Source organism: Massilia cavernae (assembly GCF_003590855.1).
Taxonomy (GTDB): Bacteria; Pseudomonadota; Gammaproteobacteria; order Burkholderiales; family Burkholderiaceae_D; genus Telluria_A; species Telluria_A cavernae.
The window spans coordinates 1-15236 of sequence record NZ_QYUP01000013.1 but is presented as its reverse complement, the minus strand read 5'-3'; the positions used below and the strand labels follow the sequence as shown (position 1 = coordinate 15236).

At 65.0% G+C, this 15236-nt stretch carries 17 protein-coding genes; 10 read left to right on the top strand and 7 right to left on the bottom strand.

The window, feature by feature from the left end; genetic code table 11:
• Positions 1-151: 151 nt before the first annotated feature.
• Together D3872_RS01575 and D3872_RS27670 are read left to right on the top strand one after the other, a co-directional pair.
• Positions 152-559: a VOC family protein gene (locus D3872_RS01575; protein WP_119809155.1), complete on the top strand. Its 408-nt coding sequence runs from the start codon at positions 152-154 to the stop codon at positions 557-559.
• A gap of 2 nt (positions 560-561) precedes the next feature.
• Entirely contained in the window at positions 562-792 is a 231-nt protein-coding gene (locus tag D3872_RS27670) for a YdeI/OmpD-associated family protein (protein WP_119809154.1), read from the top strand.
• 122 nt (positions 793-914) lie between these two features.
• On the opposite strand, the gene D3872_RS01565 is transcribed toward D3872_RS27670, so the two are convergent.
• The 4 genes from D3872_RS01565 to D3872_RS01550 all read right to left on the bottom strand — a co-directional run bounded on the left by D3872_RS01565 (position 915) and on the right by D3872_RS01550 (position 4844).
• Entirely contained in the window at positions 915-1877 is a 963-nt protein-coding gene (locus D3872_RS01565; protein WP_119809153.1) for an FHA domain-containing protein, read from the bottom strand.
• Positions 1874-3310: a trypsin-like peptidase domain-containing protein gene (locus D3872_RS01560; protein ID WP_119809152.1), complete on the bottom strand. Its 1437-nt coding sequence runs from the start codon at positions 3308-3310 to the stop codon at positions 1874-1876. The genes D3872_RS01565 and D3872_RS01560 overlap by 4 nt, the downstream gene beginning before the upstream one ends.
• Positions 3311-3375: 65 nt before the next feature.
• Entirely contained in the window at positions 3376-4023 is a 648-nt protein-coding gene (gene ribA / locus D3872_RS01555) for a GTP cyclohydrolase II (protein WP_119809151.1), read from the bottom strand.
• A gap of 119 nt (positions 4024-4142) precedes the next feature.
• Positions 4143-4844, bottom strand: coding sequence for a pirin family protein (locus tag D3872_RS01550; RefSeq protein ID WP_119809150.1), 702 nt, complete (start codon positions 4842-4844; stop codon positions 4143-4145).
• A gap of 146 nt (positions 4845-4990) precedes the next feature.
• Here D3872_RS01550 and D3872_RS01545 point away from each other — a divergent pair, with 146 nt between their 5' ends.
• Complete coding sequence (locus D3872_RS01545; RefSeq protein WP_119809149.1) at positions 4991-5311, top strand: YuxH family protein; 321 nt, start codon at positions 4991-4993, stop codon at positions 5309-5311.
• Positions 5304-7469: a putative bifunctional diguanylate cyclase/phosphodiesterase gene (locus D3872_RS01540; RefSeq protein ID WP_119809148.1), complete on the top strand. Its 2166-nt coding sequence runs from the start codon at positions 5304-5306 to the stop codon at positions 7467-7469. Before D3872_RS01545 ends, D3872_RS01540 begins: the two co-directional genes overlap by 8 nt.
• Here D3872_RS01540 and D3872_RS01535 read toward each other — a convergent pair.
• Both D3872_RS01535 and D3872_RS01530 read right to left on the bottom strand, forming a co-directional pair.
• Positions 7453-7650, bottom strand: a complete 198-nt coding sequence (locus D3872_RS01535) for a hypothetical protein (RefSeq protein WP_119809147.1) — start codon at positions 7648-7650, stop codon at positions 7453-7455. The two genes, D3872_RS01540 and D3872_RS01535, sit on opposite strands and share 17 nt — an antisense overlap.
• A gap of 61 nt (positions 7651-7711) precedes the next feature.
• The gene (locus D3872_RS01530; protein WP_119809146.1) at positions 7712-7951 is read right to left on the bottom strand and encodes a DUF3820 family protein; all 240 of its coding nucleotides are present in this window, start codon (positions 7949-7951) and stop codon (positions 7712-7714) included.
• A gap of 147 nt (positions 7952-8098) precedes the next feature.
• Here D3872_RS01530 and D3872_RS01525 point away from each other — a divergent pair, with 147 nt between their 5' ends.
• The 6 genes from D3872_RS01525 to D3872_RS01500 all read left to right on the top strand — a co-directional run bounded on the left by D3872_RS01525 (position 8099) and on the right by D3872_RS01500 (position 14790).
• Positions 8099-9514 (top strand): M16 family metallopeptidase, encoded by a 1416-nt coding sequence (locus tag D3872_RS01525; RefSeq protein WP_119809145.1) that lies wholly within the window; start codon positions 8099-8101, stop codon positions 9512-9514.
• A gap of 11 nt (positions 9515-9525) precedes the next feature.
• Positions 9526-10935 carry a M16 family metallopeptidase gene (locus tag D3872_RS01520; protein WP_119809144.1) on the top strand — a complete coding sequence of 470 codons (1410 nt, stop codon included), beginning with the start codon at positions 9526-9528 and terminating at the stop codon, positions 10933-10935.
• Between the two features lie 104 nt (positions 10936-11039).
• On the top strand, positions 11040-11465 hold the full coding sequence (locus D3872_RS01515) for a DUF1810 domain-containing protein (protein ID WP_119809143.1): 426 nt from the start codon (positions 11040-11042) through the stop codon (positions 11463-11465).
• A gap of 5 nt (positions 11466-11470) precedes the next feature.
• Positions 11471-12853 carry an alpha/beta hydrolase domain-containing protein gene (locus D3872_RS01510; RefSeq protein WP_147373760.1) on the top strand — a complete coding sequence of 461 codons (1383 nt, stop codon included), beginning with the start codon at positions 11471-11473 and terminating at the stop codon, positions 12851-12853.
• 54 nt (positions 12854-12907) lie between these two features.
• Positions 12908-14221: an NYN domain-containing protein gene (locus tag D3872_RS01505; RefSeq protein ID WP_119809141.1), complete on the top strand. Its 1314-nt coding sequence runs from the start codon at positions 12908-12910 to the stop codon at positions 14219-14221.
• Positions 14222-14364: 143 nt separating this feature from the next.
• Positions 14365-14790, top strand: a complete 426-nt coding sequence (locus tag D3872_RS01500) for a hypothetical protein (RefSeq protein WP_182915641.1) — start codon at positions 14365-14367, stop codon at positions 14788-14790.
• A gap of 64 nt (positions 14791-14854) precedes the next feature.
• Here D3872_RS01500 and D3872_RS01495 read toward each other — a convergent pair.
• On the bottom strand, positions 14855-15236 hold a 382-nt coding region (locus D3872_RS01495; protein ID WP_119809140.1), incomplete at its 5' end, for an ISAs1 family transposase.

The following is a 15236-nucleotide window of genomic DNA, read 5'->3' as shown; positions in this document are numbered from 1 at the left end:
CCGCGATGCAGCAGCCGGAAGCGTATGTCGGCAACATCGCAGAGCAGTTCGACGGCGACCAGCTGAACAACGACAGCACGCGCGGCTTCCTGCAGAACTTCGTCGATGAGTTCGCCGCGTGGGTCGAACGCCACGCGGACTGAGGGCGGCCATGATCAAGATCCGTGAAATCGACCACGTGGTGCTGCGCGTGGTGAACCTGGACGCCATGATCCGCTTCTACTGCGAGGTCCTCGGCTGCACGATCGAACGCCGCCAGGACGAGATCGGGCTGGTGCAACTGCGCGCCGGCAGTGCGTTGGTCGACCTGGTGCCGGTCGATGGCAAGTTGGGCCGCGAAGGCGGCGCCGCACCGGGCCCGGAAGGGCGCAACGTAGACCACGTATGCTTCCGGGTCGAACCCTTCGACGAAGGCGCGATCCGCGCCCAACTGGCCGCCTACGGTGTTGGCGCCGGCCCGGTCGAATCGCGCTACGGCGCCGAGGGCGAAGGGCCGTCGATCTACCTGAAGGACCCCGAGGGCAACGCCCTCGAACTGAAGGGACCGGCCTGGTCGTGACGATGGCGCCCAGGGACGACGGCAGCAGCGAGGCGCTGCACTTCTCAACGCAGGCCGGGTGGGCGCAGTGGCTCGCCCGGAACCACGACGGTTCGGATGGCGTGTGGGTGCGCCACGCCAAGAAGGGCGCGCCTGAACCATCGGTCACGCACATCTTTGTGATTTGCCGAAGAATATCAAGTGGCTTGCGCTTCACATCTACGACGACAACACTGTCGAAACTGCGAGCGTAGCCCGGGCGAGCTTCAGACTGCGCGCGGGCGTAAGATTATCGCCGATTTTGAATCAAGAAATGCGGAGTGATTCGCTCAGGGAAGTAGTTGTGAAGAACAGCAAAGCAGCGGGTCAGCAAACATCACTCCCCCTCATCTTCGGCCTTCTTCAACCGCTCCGCGTCCAGCTCCTGCTTCATTTTCCCGACATCATCCATGAACTCGTCCACGCCATGATCCCGGCTTACCCGCACATCCGGTGGCAGCACCAGCGGCATGTATAGCTGATCCGCCACCTTCCCGCTGCGCTGGAAATTCGCGATCAGCACGAGTCCCGATCCCAGCACCGCCAGCACCGCGCAGCTGATCATGAAATGCCGCCGCTGGTATGGCTTCACTGTGCGCAGGTGGAAGTAGATCGTCCCCGCCAGCACCGCGATAAAAACATGCGACCCATAAAGCGACAGCCATTCCATCGAATAGGCATACGCGATAATGCTCGACACGACCTTGTACAGCGTAATGGCCGCCAGCCCGCAGCCAAGCACGAACAAATGCCGCCCCAGCCGCGCGTGCCTGCCGAACAGCCGGTTCGCAAACGCCCACATGCCGCCCCAAACCAGTCCGCCCGCTACCGCATAGGCAAGCGCCTGCAGGTAGCGGCTTGGCTGGAACGACTGCGTGTCGTTAATCCAGACAGTGAACAGCGCGGCGAGCCCGATCAGCAGCATGCCGGCCAGTCCCGGCACAAAGCCTTCCCAGGCATGCATGGTTCGGTCGATCACTTCCGACGGCACCGGGAAATCCGCCCCGCGTAAGCGCAGCGTCGTGTGCCCCATCCGAACGACCGTATCTCCGGTCAGCATAATGCTCGCATGGCGCTTGCCGCGATGGACGATGCCGTTCTTCGTCCCAAGGTCGCGCAGTTCCAGCCGCCCCTCGCTATCGGGTTCGATCACCGCATGCCGCGGCGCCATGTGTGCATCGTCGACGATGAAGTCGTTGTCGTAGCCGCGCCCCAGCCGGATCGGTAGTCCGTTCACCTGGTGCCGGTGCAGCACATCGCCATTGCGCGCGAGGGTTTCGATGAAGTAGGGCGCTTTCATCGCTTTCCGCTCCGCCCCAGCGCCGACAGGAAGGCGCGGGTGGTGCGCATGCCGTTTTCGTAGGACACGCCGGTCACATCGAGCCTGCTTTGCAGGCTGGCGCTGGCGTCGTCGGTGCTCGCGGTCAGCAGGGTGAAGTTGTACAGCCCCTCGAACTTGCGGTAGGCGCGCACGCAGGTCACGGCGCGCAACGGCAGCGTCTTGGTCGTGACGAATTTCTCGGTGCAGCTGGGCGCCGTCAGCCGCGCGTCCTTGGTGCTGCCAAGGTTGTCGGCCTTGAACAAGGTAGTTGCCAGCGCCGCAAACCGCGCCGGGTCAAGGCTGTCCGACCGCACGTACTGGTGGATCATCGACACGTGGCCCGTCTGCTGGGTCTCCGACACGAAGATGGCCGACTCCATCGAGCATGCCATCGTGTCGGCGTTGAAGGTCGCCTCGGCCTTGAAGTTCGAGCGCCCCCAGCAACGCACCTGGCCCGACTCGCGCACCGGCACGTGGTACGGCCCCATGCTTTGCACCGACAAGGGCTCGTCCAGCAGGCGATCGATCATGCCGCGCTGGTGGTTCAGCAGCTGCTGACCGATCAGCGGATTGAAGTCCTTCGGCGCCCGGGTCTGCGCTTCCACTTTCTTCAGCAGTTCCTGCGCGTAGCGCACCGGCACCAGGAAGCTCACCAGCTCCCCGTCGCGCCGCCGCGACACGTTGACGCCGGCCACCATGCCGTCGGCGGTCACGCTTGGCCCGCCGCTCATGCCGGAGTTGATCGGCCCGGTGAACATCAGCTGGTCGTAGAAGCTGCGCGTCACCACGCCGTTGTACGAACCCTCCGAAATCGCAAACCCTAGGTCGAGCGGATTGCCCAAGGAGTACAGGTACTGGCCCTGCGTCAGCTTTGCCAGCTTTTCGGGAATCTCGAAGAACCCGGTGCCGAAGCGGTTGACCCTCACCACCGCCAGGTCGTGCAGTACGTCGACCGCCAGCAGTTCGATCGGGCCGCTCTTGCCGTCGGTGTCGATGTATTCGCCGGTGTAGATGTCCGGGTCGAGCGCCAGCTGCGACACCACGTGGTAATTGGTCAGCACCAGGTTGGATTTGCCGACCAAAAAGCCCGAACCCACGGTGGACTGGCTGCGCCCGCTCTTGAGCAGCATGCGGATCTGCAGCAAATCTGCCTTGGCAGCCGAATACACCTGTTGCGCCGCGGACGACGGCGGCGGCAGCGCGGCGTTGTCGTCGGTTTCGGCTTCGGTGGCGGGCGGGGTGGCGCCGGGAGGCACCGCCGCGGGCGGAATCACGCCGGGCGGTGTTTCAGGACGTGGCAGGGGCTGGTTCCTGGCGGCTTGCGCCAGCTGCGCCTTGGCAGGCGCCTGTTGCTGCGCCGCCGCCAGCGAGGCGGCCATGCACAGCATAAATGCGAGGGAAAACCGGTTCATGCGTTCCTTCCGACATCAAGCGAGTCGCGCTCTCTTGTTGCCAGCTTAACGCATTTCGACGCCGTTTACAGTTGACCGTCCTCGGCAACTGCTTCGACCGGCGTCTGCATCATGTGGCCCAGCTTTTTTTCCTTGGTGTTCAGGTAGCCATTGTTGAAGGCATTGCGGTTCACCAGCAGCGGCACCCGCTCGCTCACCGTCACGCCCAGCTTTTCCATGGCGTCGATCTTGCGCGGGTTGTTGGTCATCAGCTTGAGCGCCTTGATGCCGAACTGGGCCAGCATCGGCTTGCACAGCTCGTAATTGCGTGCGTCGGCGTGGAAACCGAGCTGCAGGTTGGCTTCGACCGTGTCGGCACCGGCTTCCTGCAGGCGGTAGGCGCGGATCTTGTTCACCAGCCCGATGCCGCGGCCTTCCTGGCGCAGGTACAGCAGGATTCCGCGGCCTTCGTCGGCGATCTTCTTCAGCGCGCCTTCGAGCTGGGCGCCGCAGTCGCAGCGCTGCGAGAACAGTACGTCGCCGGTCAGGCATTCCGAATGCACGCGCGCCAGCACCGGCTCGCCATCGTGGATGTCGCCCAGCGTCATCGCAAGGTGCTCCTTGCCGGTCGAGTGCTCTACAAACGCGTGCAGGGTGAACTGCGCCCACGGCGTCGGCAGCAGGCACGACGTGGTGTAGTCCAGCAGTTCTTCGGGATGGGGAATGGAAGGCATGACGGGATTCTCAAAATCTGTTGCTGTACCCGCAAGTGTAGCGGAAATCCGCCACTGCCGTTGGGAAGGGACGGCCTGGTCCGGGGCGCGCAGGCCGGGCCGCCACACCACGCTGCGCGCTAGTAGGGCAGGTCGAACAGCAGGATTTCAGCCTCTTCCGCGCCCGCCAGCGAAATCTCCGGCTCGTCGCTCAGTTTCAGGGCGTCGCCGCCGTTCAGGGCGTTACCGTTGACCATGACCCGGCCGCGCACAACGTGCACGTAGCCGGTGCGGCCGCGCTCAAGCGGATGAACCAGGCTGTCGCCGCCGCCCATGATGGTGGCGTACAGCGCCGCATCCTGGTGGATCTTCACCGAGCCGTCGCGCCCGTCGCCGGACGCGACCAGGCGCAACTGGCCCCGCTTGCTTTCCGGTGCGAAGTGCTTTTCCTCGTAGCTGGGAGGAATATTGGTGACGTTGGGCTGGATCCAGATCTGCAGGAAATGCACCGGTTCGCTCCTGGAACCGTTGTATTCGCTGTGGCGCACGCCGCTGCCGGCCGACATGCGCTGCACGTCGCCATAGTGCAGCACCGAGCCGGTGCCCAGGCTGTCCTTGTGCTCCAGTGCGCCCGACAGCACGTAGGAAACGATTTCCATGTCGCGGTGGCCATGCTCGCCAAAGCCCTGGCCGGGGGCCACGCGGTCTTCGTTGATCACCAGCAGCGGGCCGAAACCAGTATGACGCGGGTCCTGGTAGCTGCCGAAAGAGAACGTGTGCTTCGAATGCAGCCAGCCGTGATTGGCATCCCCGCGCTCTTCACTTTTACGCATTTGCAACATCGCCACCTCCCGTTGTTAGTGTTTTCGCAAACAACAGTATATGGGCGAATACGAAATGTTGCCGGACGCTGCAGGGTTGCGTAAATGTTGACTATGGGAAACATTTTCCCAGCCGCGCCATCGAACTGCTGGCGCGTGCGCGCGGCATGGACAAGAACGCGCAGGAGCAGGGCTTCATGGCCAGAATGTTTTCGCTGCTGGGTGTCTTGTTCGGCATGCCGCTGGCCGAGGTGCTGGCGCCGCTGGCCATCAGCGACGCCGTGCGCGCCGCGCTGCTGGCGCGCCAGGGCGAACTCTGTGCCTTGCTGGCGCTGGTCGAAAGCGCGGAGCAGGGCGACTTTGCCGGCGCCGCGGAACGCCTCTCCACCCTCCAGCTCGAGGCGGCGGACTTCAACGCCGCCGTGCTCGACGCCGCCACATGGATGCTGGAAGTGGTGCAGGAAAACCAGGGCAAAGCACATGGCTGACGACCTGATCGAACGCTGCCTGGTCCTGTTGCGGCGCGCGCGTGGAGAGCAGGGCGACGCGCTGGCCGGTTCGCTCGACGAACTGGAAGCGCAGCTGGGCATCCTGGATGCTCGGGCCGCGGAAGCCGCGTTGCGCGCGGCGCCCGTCGAACCCTACGACCCGACGGAACCGGCCATCGCGCTCGACCTTGCCGGCTACCTGACCGGCTGGAACGCCGCCGAGGAAGTCCTGTTCGGCTACAGCCGCGAAGAGGCGATCGGCCAGCATGTGCTGTTCCTGTACGCGGACGATGACGACGACGCCGCGATCGCCGAACTGTTCCTCGATGCGGGCAGCGGCATGATCGAGGTAAAGCGGCGCAAGAAGAACGGCGAAGTGATCCTGGTGCGGCTGTCGCTGTCGCTGGTGCACGACGCCGCCGGCGAACCGGCCGGAATGCTTGTGCATGTCACGCCAATCATCCAGGAGCTGAGCGACAATGACAAGGTGCACCTGCACGCGCGCATCATCGAGGACAGCGACCAGGGCGTCCTGATCACCGATTCGAGCGAACGCATCGTCTCGATCAACAGCGCATTCACCCGCATCACCGGCTACACTCCGGTGGAAGCGATCGGCAAGACGCCTAACCTGCTGCGCTCCGGCGTGCACGACGCCGAGTTCCGCGCCAAGGTGCGCGCCGCCATGCGCGGCCACGGCCCGTGGCGCGGCGAAATCGTCGGCAAGCGCAAGAATGGCGACCTGTTCCCGCAATCGGTCACCATCAGCGCGGTGCGCGATAGCGAAGGCAGCATCACCCATACCTTCTCGCTGTTCTCCGACATCACCTTGCACAAGGACGCCGAGGCGCGCATGCAGCGCATGGCCAACTACGACACCCTGACTGGATTGCCCAACCGCAGTCTGCTTACCCACCTGATGGGGCAGGCGCTGATGGCCGCGCGCCGCAGCGGGCAGTATGGCGCGCTGCTGGTCATCGACATCCACCGCATCGCCGCCATCAGCGACACGCTGGGGCACGACGTGGCCGGCGAGCTGCTGTGCGAAGCGGGGCGCCGCTTGCGTTCCGTGGTGCGCGACACCGATATCCTTGCCCGCATCGACGGCAGCAAGTTCGCGGTCGCCTTGCCGCACATCGACCGGCGCGACCAGGGCGCCGTCGTGGCGCGCAAGCTGTTCGACGCGCTGGCGGCGCCGCTCGTCATCGGCGGCCAGAACCTGCAGGCCACGGCCAGCATCGGCATCTCGGTGTATCCGGAAGACGGCGCCGACGTGCCCGCCCTGATCCGCTGCGCCGACGTCGCCATGGCCAGGGCGCAGGAAAGCGGCGCCGGCTCCTTCCTGTTCTACCGCGAACAGATGGACGAACGCGCCAAGGAGCACCTGCGCCTTGAAACCGAGTTGCGCATCGCCGCTACCTCCGGCCAGCTGGAGCTGCACTACCAGCCCAAGGTCAGCCTGCGCAGCGGCCGCATCGTCGGCGCCGAGGCGTTGATCCGCTGGCGCCATCCCGAGCGCGGCATGATATCGCCCGGCGTGTTCATCCCGCTGGCCGAAGAAACGGGCCTGATCCACGAAATCGGTTCCTGGGTGCTCGAAGAAGCCGGCCGCCAGATCGGCTCCTGGCGCAGCGCGGGGCTGGCGATGCCCCCGGTCGCGGTCAACCTGTCGGCGCGCCAGTTCGACCGCCGTCTGCCGTCGCGCATCCTGGGTGTCCTCGACCGCCATGGCGTGGTGCCCGAGCAGATCATGCTCGAAATTACCGAGAGCCTGCTGGTGGCCGGCGCCGACAACGTGGTGGCGATCATGAACGAGCTGGTGGCGATGGGCCTGGCGCTGGACGATTTCGGCACCGGCTACTCAAGCCTGGCCTACCTGAAGAAATTCCCGATCTCGACGCTGAAGATCGACCGCGCCTTCGTGGTCGGCCTGCCGCACGAGGAAAACGACTGCGCCATCGCGCGCGCCATCGTCACCATGGCGCAGCAGCTGCGCCAGGAGATCGTGGCCGAAGGGGTGGAGACCGAGGAGCAGATGGCTTTCCTGCGCGACCTGGGGTGCGACCAGCTGCAGGGCTACCTGTTCAGCCCTGCCGTCACGGCGGCCGAATTCGAGCGCATGCAGCGCGAAGGGGTGCGCCTCAGCGTGGCGCGCTAGCGCTTTCGCGACGGGCCGATGCCCTCGCGCGACGGGCATCGATCACGTTCTTCCACGCCACAACCTCGAAGAACATCCCAAGCAGGAAGAAGCCGGCCAGGTAGTCGGTCGCCAAACCGAGCAGGTACAGCACCAGCGCTACCGCGAAGGAGACTGCTGCCATCAGGTGCGGTCGGTTCATGTGTCGGCTCTTTTCATATGTTGGTGTCGATGTCCGAGTATGGCGCATCGGCACGCCGCCATCAACTCCCGCCTCCCCGCGGCGGCCTGCTGCGTCCGCGCAAGGGATCGAGCAGGCCTTTCAGGTCGTTGTGATCCAGTTCGTACATCAGTTCCAGCAGCTCGCCCAGTTCGCCGCGCGGGAATCCCTCGCGCGCGAACCAGCCAAGGTAGTGGCCCGGCAGGTCGGCGATCACGCGGCCCTTGTACTTCCCGTACGGCATTTCGCGCGTCAACAGCAGTTGCAGGTGCTCTGGTTTCATTGTGTATATGTATATGTATGCCGTGAATGCCTTGATGATAAAAAGCTATTCTTGGCCGAATCGCTACGGTAATATACCTCGCCGCGGCGGCCTTGTTTGGCCGGCGCACCTGGTAGTTCCTCGCCAAACGTCACTTTGAGGTTTTCTATGCGTTTACGCCATATCCCGGTCCTGCTGGCCGGACTTACGCTGTCGCTGTCCGCGGCCGCTGCCACCTCCGACCGCTGGAAGCTCCCGGTCAACGTCAAGAAGCTCGATAACGGCCTGACCGTCATCGTCTCCGAGGACCACAGCTCGCCCACCGTCGGCGTCAGCGTCGTGTACCACGTCGGCATGCGCCTCGAGCCGAAGAACCGCACCGGCTTTGCGCACCTGTTCGAGCACCTGATGTTCCAGGGCACCCCGACCGCGCCGAAGGGCGTGTTCGACAAGACCATCACTGGCGGCGGCGGCAACAACAACGGTTCGACCCGCGCCGACTTCACCAACTACATCGAGACCGCACCGGTCTCCGCGCTCGACGCCATCCTGTGGCTCGAGGCCGACCGCATGAAGACCCTCGACTTCAACGAGACCACGTTGAAGAACCAGCAGGACGTCGTCAAGGAAGAAATCCGCGTCAACGTGAAGAACCAGCCTTACGGCGGCTTCATGTGGATCGACATCGGTCAGCACGCGTTCCTGAAGTGGGAGAACAACCACGACGGCTACGGCAGCTTCCAGGACCTGGAAGGCGCCAGCCTCGAAGACGTGCGCAACTTCCACCGCGACTACTACGGCCCGAACAACGCGGTGCTGTCGATCGCCGGCGACGTGACCCCGGCCCAGGGCTTCGCGCTGGCCAAGAAGTATTTTGGCGATATCGCCAGGCGTCCCACCCCGAAGTCGGGCGACTTTTCGGAAGGCCTGAACACCGCCGAGAAGCGCATCGAGCAGAGCGATGCGCTGGCCCAGGTGCCGGCGATCGCCGCCGCATGGAAGATGCCTGACCGCGCCAGCAAGGATCAAGCCCCGATGGCGGTGCTGGGCGAACTGCTGGCAGGCGGCGACGCATCGCTGTTCTACCAGGGTATCGTCAAGGGCCGCGAGCTGGCGCTGAACGTCGATAACCTGTACGGACTGACCGGTCCCTTCGAATACGACGGCCCGACCCTGTTCACCGTGTTCGCCGTGTACAAGCCTACTACCGACGCCGATGCGATGCTCAAGGCAATGGACGAGGAAATCGCCAAGGTTGTCGCCAACGGCGTCGACGATGCGACGCTCAAGCGCGTCAAGACCCGCATCCTGGCGGACTGGAACAACGGACTGGAAAGCTTCATCAACCGCGCCGACATGCTGGCCAAGCTGGAGACCCTGTGGGGCGACGCCAAGGTGGTCAACCAGATTCCTGGCTGGATCGACGCCGTTACCTCCGCCGACGTGCAGCGCGTGGCCAAGAACTACCTGACCCGCGAAAACCGTACCGTCATCGACCGCAAGCCGGTCGCCATGATCAAGCCGGCCGCTGCGCCTGCCGCCGGCCCGGCCGCAGCGCCAGCGCCTGCCGGCGCCAAACAATAAGGAGCGCATCAATGAAAAAACTGATGCTTGCAGTGTCCGTATCCCTGATGTTCGCGCCGGCGGTACACGCGGCCGAAACGAAGGGCTCCAGCACCTTGCCGCCGTTCGGCCAGGAAAAGACCATCCCGGCACCGAAGATCGCCAAGAAGGTGCTCTCGAACGGGCTTGAAATTTGGGTCGTGCCGCGCAAGGGCGTGCCGCGCGTCGACTACGTGCTGGCCGTGCGCGGCTCCGGCCTGGCGGCCGACGACAAGGCCCACCCGGGCTTCGCCAAGTTGCTGGCCGGCCTGCTCAACGAAGGCACCGCCAAGCGTGATTCGCGCGCGATCGCCGAAACCGCGCAAGGCTACGGCGGCTCGGTGGCGGCCAGCCCTGGCGTCGACGGCATCACCGTGATCGCCAACGCGCTGACCTCCAGCGCCGGCCCGATGATGAACCTGATGGCCGAAGTCGTGCGCAATCCTTCGTTCCCTGCCAAGGAAGTCGAACTCGCCAAGGCCAATGCGCTGCAGACGCTGAAAGTGCAGGAGACCACCCCGCGCTTCCGCGCCGAGCGTGCGATCAGCAAGGCGGTCTACGGCGATCATCCTTACGGCAACACCACCGAAACGGTTGAATCGATCAACACCACCACCGAGGAACTGCTGCGCACCGAGCACGCGAAGCGCTTCCGTCCGGAGCGCAGCCTGCTGGTCATCACCGGCCGCATTTCGGAAGCCGATGCGATGAAATTCGCCCAGGCCGCTTTTGGCGACTGGAAGGTCGACGGTCCGGCAGTGGCCGACGTGCCGGTTTATGGCGCGGAAGCCAAGCCGGTGCGCGTCCTGCTGCAGCGTAACGGCAGCGTCCAGTCGACGGTGCGCCTCGGCGCCCCCGGCATTCCAGCCACGTCGCCGGACTACGTTCCGCTGCGTCTGACCAGCACCATCATCGGCGGCGGCTTCTCGAGCCGGGTCAACACCAACCTGCGCGAAGAGAAGGGCTACACCTACGGCGCCTCGGCCGGCGCGCGCACCATGTACAAGGGCGGCGGCATCATCGGCGGCGCCGACGTGCGCAACGAAGTGACCGGCGCGGCGCTGACCGAGTACATGAAGGAATACCGCAGGCTGGGCGCCGACCTGGTCCCGCCCGACGAGATGAGCATGAACAAGCGCTACGTCGCCGGCGGCTACCTGATCACCAACCAGCTGCAGCGCGCCGTCGCCCAAACGCTCGCCAACAACTGGCTGATCGGCCTGCCGTCCGAGTTCCTCGGCAAATTCGTCCCTGCGATCCAGAAGGTCACGCCTGAGCAGGTGCGCGACATGGGCAAGAAGTACTTCGCGCCTGAAGCGCAGTCGGTCGTGGTGGTTGGCGACAACGCTGCGGTAGCGGAACAGCTGAAACAGTTCGGCGAGTTCACCGTCACCGACAAGTAACAAGCACTGCTTCACGCATGGCGGCCGGGGGGCGATACCCCGGCCGTTTGTTTTGGTGCATGATATAGACTGTAGTACAAGGCTAGTGCAGCAAGGAGGCAGGCATGGACGACCAATTCGATCTCGCGCGCTTCGAGCGCGCGCAGGACCCAGTGTACGGGGCGGTGCTCGGCGAACTTCGCACCGGACGCAAGACCAGCCACTGGATGTGGTTCATCTTTCCGCAGATTGCCGGACTGGGGCGCAGCAGCATGGCCCAGCACTACGCCATTTCATCGCTGGAGGAGGCCTGCGCCTACCTTGCCCATCCGGTGCTCGGCAGCCGCCTGCGCGAGTGCAGCGCGCTGGCGCTGGCCGCCTCCGCATACGCCGTGGACGAGATATTCGGCTACCCCGACGACATGAAGTTCCATTCGTCGATGACACTGTTCGCGGCGGTGCCGGGCGCCGACCCGGTCTTCGCTCAATGCCTCGAGCAGTTTTTTGGCGGCGTGCCCGACGCGCTGACGCTGCCGCACCTGAAGGAGTAAATGATTTGAGTTTGGCCCGCCTGTTGACGGCAATCGTCCCGCTGCTGGCGCTGGCCGCCTGCGCCACCACCACCGCGCCGGCCGCGCGGCTGGATATCGTGGCCCGCGCGCCCGCTTATGCCGGCACCGCCTTCGAAGGTGGCGGCGCCTACGAAACCATGACCGCGGTGGCGCACACGCCGGGCGGCAAGGCCGATGTGGTGATCCTGCGCCCGCTCGATGCGGCCAGGGGCTCGCGCGTGCTGCTGGCCGAAGTGATCGGCCCCGAAGGCCGGCTGCTGCCGCGCATGCTTAACGATGGCGATGCGCGCCTCGACCGCGCCGACAGCGCCGGCAACGGCTTCACCATGCGGCGCGGGCATACCCTAGCATGGATCGCCGGCCCCGCACTGCTGAGCGAGGTGATGGCGCTGCTCAGGGCCGAGCTGCAGCCGGAGCTGGCGCTGGCGATCGGCGTGGGGGAGGGCGGCAATGGGCTGCGCCAGCTGATCCGCGACGGCTTCAATGCGGCGCCGGGCGGCGGCAAGGTGTTCGATGGCGCCATGCCGCTGATGGCCGGCGGCGGCAGCGATTTCCCGTTCACCTACGGCGCCGCGCCCGATCTGGCCAGCGGAAAGCGCTGGGGCATCCTGACGCGCTGCAGCGCCAGCGGCACCTGCCCGAAGCTGATCCACCTCGACAGCAGCAACGATTTCTGGCAGTCGGGCGCCTCGCTGGTGGCGACCGGCGGCACCAGCCGCGACGTGCCGCTGCCGCCCGGCGTGCGTGCCTACCTGATGTCCTCGACCCAGCACGTGTACGCCGACCGTCCGGTGCCGGGCGAATGCCGGCATCCCAACAATCCGGCGCAGCAGTCGCCGGTGGTACGCGCGATGCTCGACCACCTGGTGGCATGGGCGCGCAGCGGCAGGGAGCCGCCACCAAGCCGCTTCCCGATGCTGGCGGACGCCATGCTCACAAACCCTGACCGGGAATCGGCCGGCTTCCCCGACCTGCGTTCGCTGGGCGTCGCCTGGCCGGACGGTTTGGGCGCGCAAGGCCGCTACGCGCTGCATGTGCCGATGACGGACATGGACGGCCACGACATCGCCGGCATCCGCCTGCCCGACATCGACGTGCCGCTGGCCACCCACACCGGCTGGAACCTCAGGACGGGGCGCGCAACTGCGGCGGTGCTGTGCGGCCCGAATGGCGCCTTCATTCCGCTGCCCGCTGTGCAACGGGCGGGCGACCCGCGCCGCGCGATATCGCAACGCTACGCATCGCGCACGGAATACGCCAAGGCGGTGGCTGTGTCGGCGCGCGCACTGCGCGACAACGGCCTGCTGCTGCAGGAAGACGTCGACCGCTTCATCGCGCGTGCGATGCGCGAAACGCGGGTGCCGTAAGTGTTGCGTATAATCGCCGCTGCAATGCCCTGACAATCAACGAGAAGAATATATATGGCTTCATCCTCAGACAACATCAGCATGGCTGTGTTCTGCGACTTCGAAAACGTCGCACTCGGCGTGCGTGACGCCAATTACGAAAAGTTCGACATCCGCCCGGTGCTCGAACGCCTGCTCCTGAAAGGCAGCATCGTGGTCAAGAAGGCGTACTGCGACTGGGACCGCTACAAGGGCTTCAAGAGCGCCATGCACGAAGCGAATTTCGAGATGATCGAGATTCCCCACGTGCGCCAGTCCGGCAAGAACTCGGCCGACATCCGCCTGGTGGTCGATGCGCTCGACCTCTGCTACACCAAGTCCCACGTCGACACCTTCGTCATCATCTCGGGCGACTCCGACTTTTCGCCGCTGGTGTCGAAGCTGCGCGAGAACGCCAAGAAGGTGATCGGCGTCGGCGTCAAGCAGTCGACCTCCGACCTGCTGGTGGCGAACTGCGACGAATTCATCTTCTACGACGACCTGGTGCGCGAAGTGCGCCGCGCCGCGGCCAAGCGCGACGAGCGCAAGACCCAGCAGCCTTCGGCCCGCAAGGCGCCGTCGGACGAGGGCAACCGCCGCAAGGAAGAGATGGAAGGGCGCAAGAAGGAAGCGCTGGACCTGGTGGTCGAGATGTTCGACGCGCTGGTGTCCGAGCGCGGCGACAGCGGCAAGATCTGGGCCTCGCTGCTGAAGGACACCCTGAAGCGCCGCCGTCCGGACTTCAACGAAAGCTACTACGGCTTCCGCACCTTCGGCAACCTGCTGGAGGAAGCGCAGAGCCGCGGCATGCTGGAATTCGGGCGCGACGAAAAGTCGGGCGCGTATGTGTACCGCAGCAACGCCGCGCCAGCCTTGGCATCGGCGCCGCAAGTGGAAGCCGCCCCGGTCCCGGTACAGGAAACCGACGAAGCCGTGGCCGAAGCGCCGGCCAAGGAATCGCGCCGCCGCGGCGGCCGTGGACGCAAGAAGGAAGCAGCGGCCGAGCCGGTATTCGAGCCGGTGGCCGAGATGCCGTACATTCCTGAGCCGGAACCGGTTGAAGTGGCGCCGGAACCGGAAGTGGTGGCGGAAGCCGAACCTGGAGTCGCGGCGAAGGCGCCGGCCAAGAAGAAGCTGGCCCCTGCGCGCTCGCGCAAGGCGGCGAAGAAGTCCAAGGCTGTCGAGGTAGTGGAAGCGCCTGTCGAGGTGGAGATCCCGGCCGTGTCCGCGCCGACCGAGCTGGAAGCTGAAACGGTGGGCGAGGAAGCCAAGCCGAAGAAGCCAGCCCGCAAGACAGCCTCGCGCAGCCGCCGTCCAGCCAAGCCGAAGGCAGCGCCGGAGAACGGCTGAGCGGCAGCTTAGGCGTGGCACATTCGGCCATTTTGCGTTGCCGCGCCCCTTGTCCAACCCGGCGGTGCGGTAACGCGAAATGGTGCAAACTGAGGTCATGGAGTTGTGTCTAACTGCTTGTACCCAGTGTGAAGGAGTTCGCCATGCGCCCGCTTACCGGACTGCTGCTGTCCCTGTCCCTCGCCGCTCCACCCGTGCTGGCCGCCCCGCCGGCTACCAACCATCCGATCCTCGGCATCTGGAAGCTGACCCTGCCCGACGGCAGCTGCTCCGAGACCTACCGCTTCCGCGGCGACGGCACCACGCTCGTCACCAGCGCGGCCGAGGTGTCGGAGAGCGAATTCCAGATCCCCTCCGAGCCGAGCGAGAAGGGCTTCTACAAGCTGGTCGACACCGTCGTCAAGGACAACGGCAAGGAAGACTGCTCCGGCCAGGTGATGAGGGTGGGCGCCAGGGCGACCAATTTCGTGCGTTTCCATCCGTCCGGCTCGCTGTTCCTGATGTGCGCCGACGAATCGATGGAAACCTGCATCGGCCCGTTCCGCCGGGTGTCGGGCCTCGGGACATAATCCCACGTTATTGACGGTCTCCCGCCATTCATGGGCTGGGGGGCCAGGGCGATTGCATGAAGGATCAGATTGCCAAGCCCAATACTTTAGCGAGATAGTCGGTGTTCCAGCCTGCCTTTAAGCGTTTTCCGGCGATCCCGAGCTTCGTGGTCTTCTCGTTTTTCAGTAGGTTGAGAGCAATTCGACGCAGGATGGCGAAATTTTGCGCAGCTTCGCCTACGCGGATACGGCAATCGTCCTCGCGAAATGCGACGTCCAGAACCCAGTGCATGCAGTTTTCGATGCCCCAGTGTGCCCGTACGGTCTGAGCGAGATGCGCCGCTTTGGCCGGCAGGCTGCTGATGTAGTATCGGCGTTCGACGCTGGTTTTGCCGCTACTGTTTCTGCCAATAATTTCACGCGTCGATTCGATCATGATTAGGCTTTGCAGGCCGGACCAGTGCTGG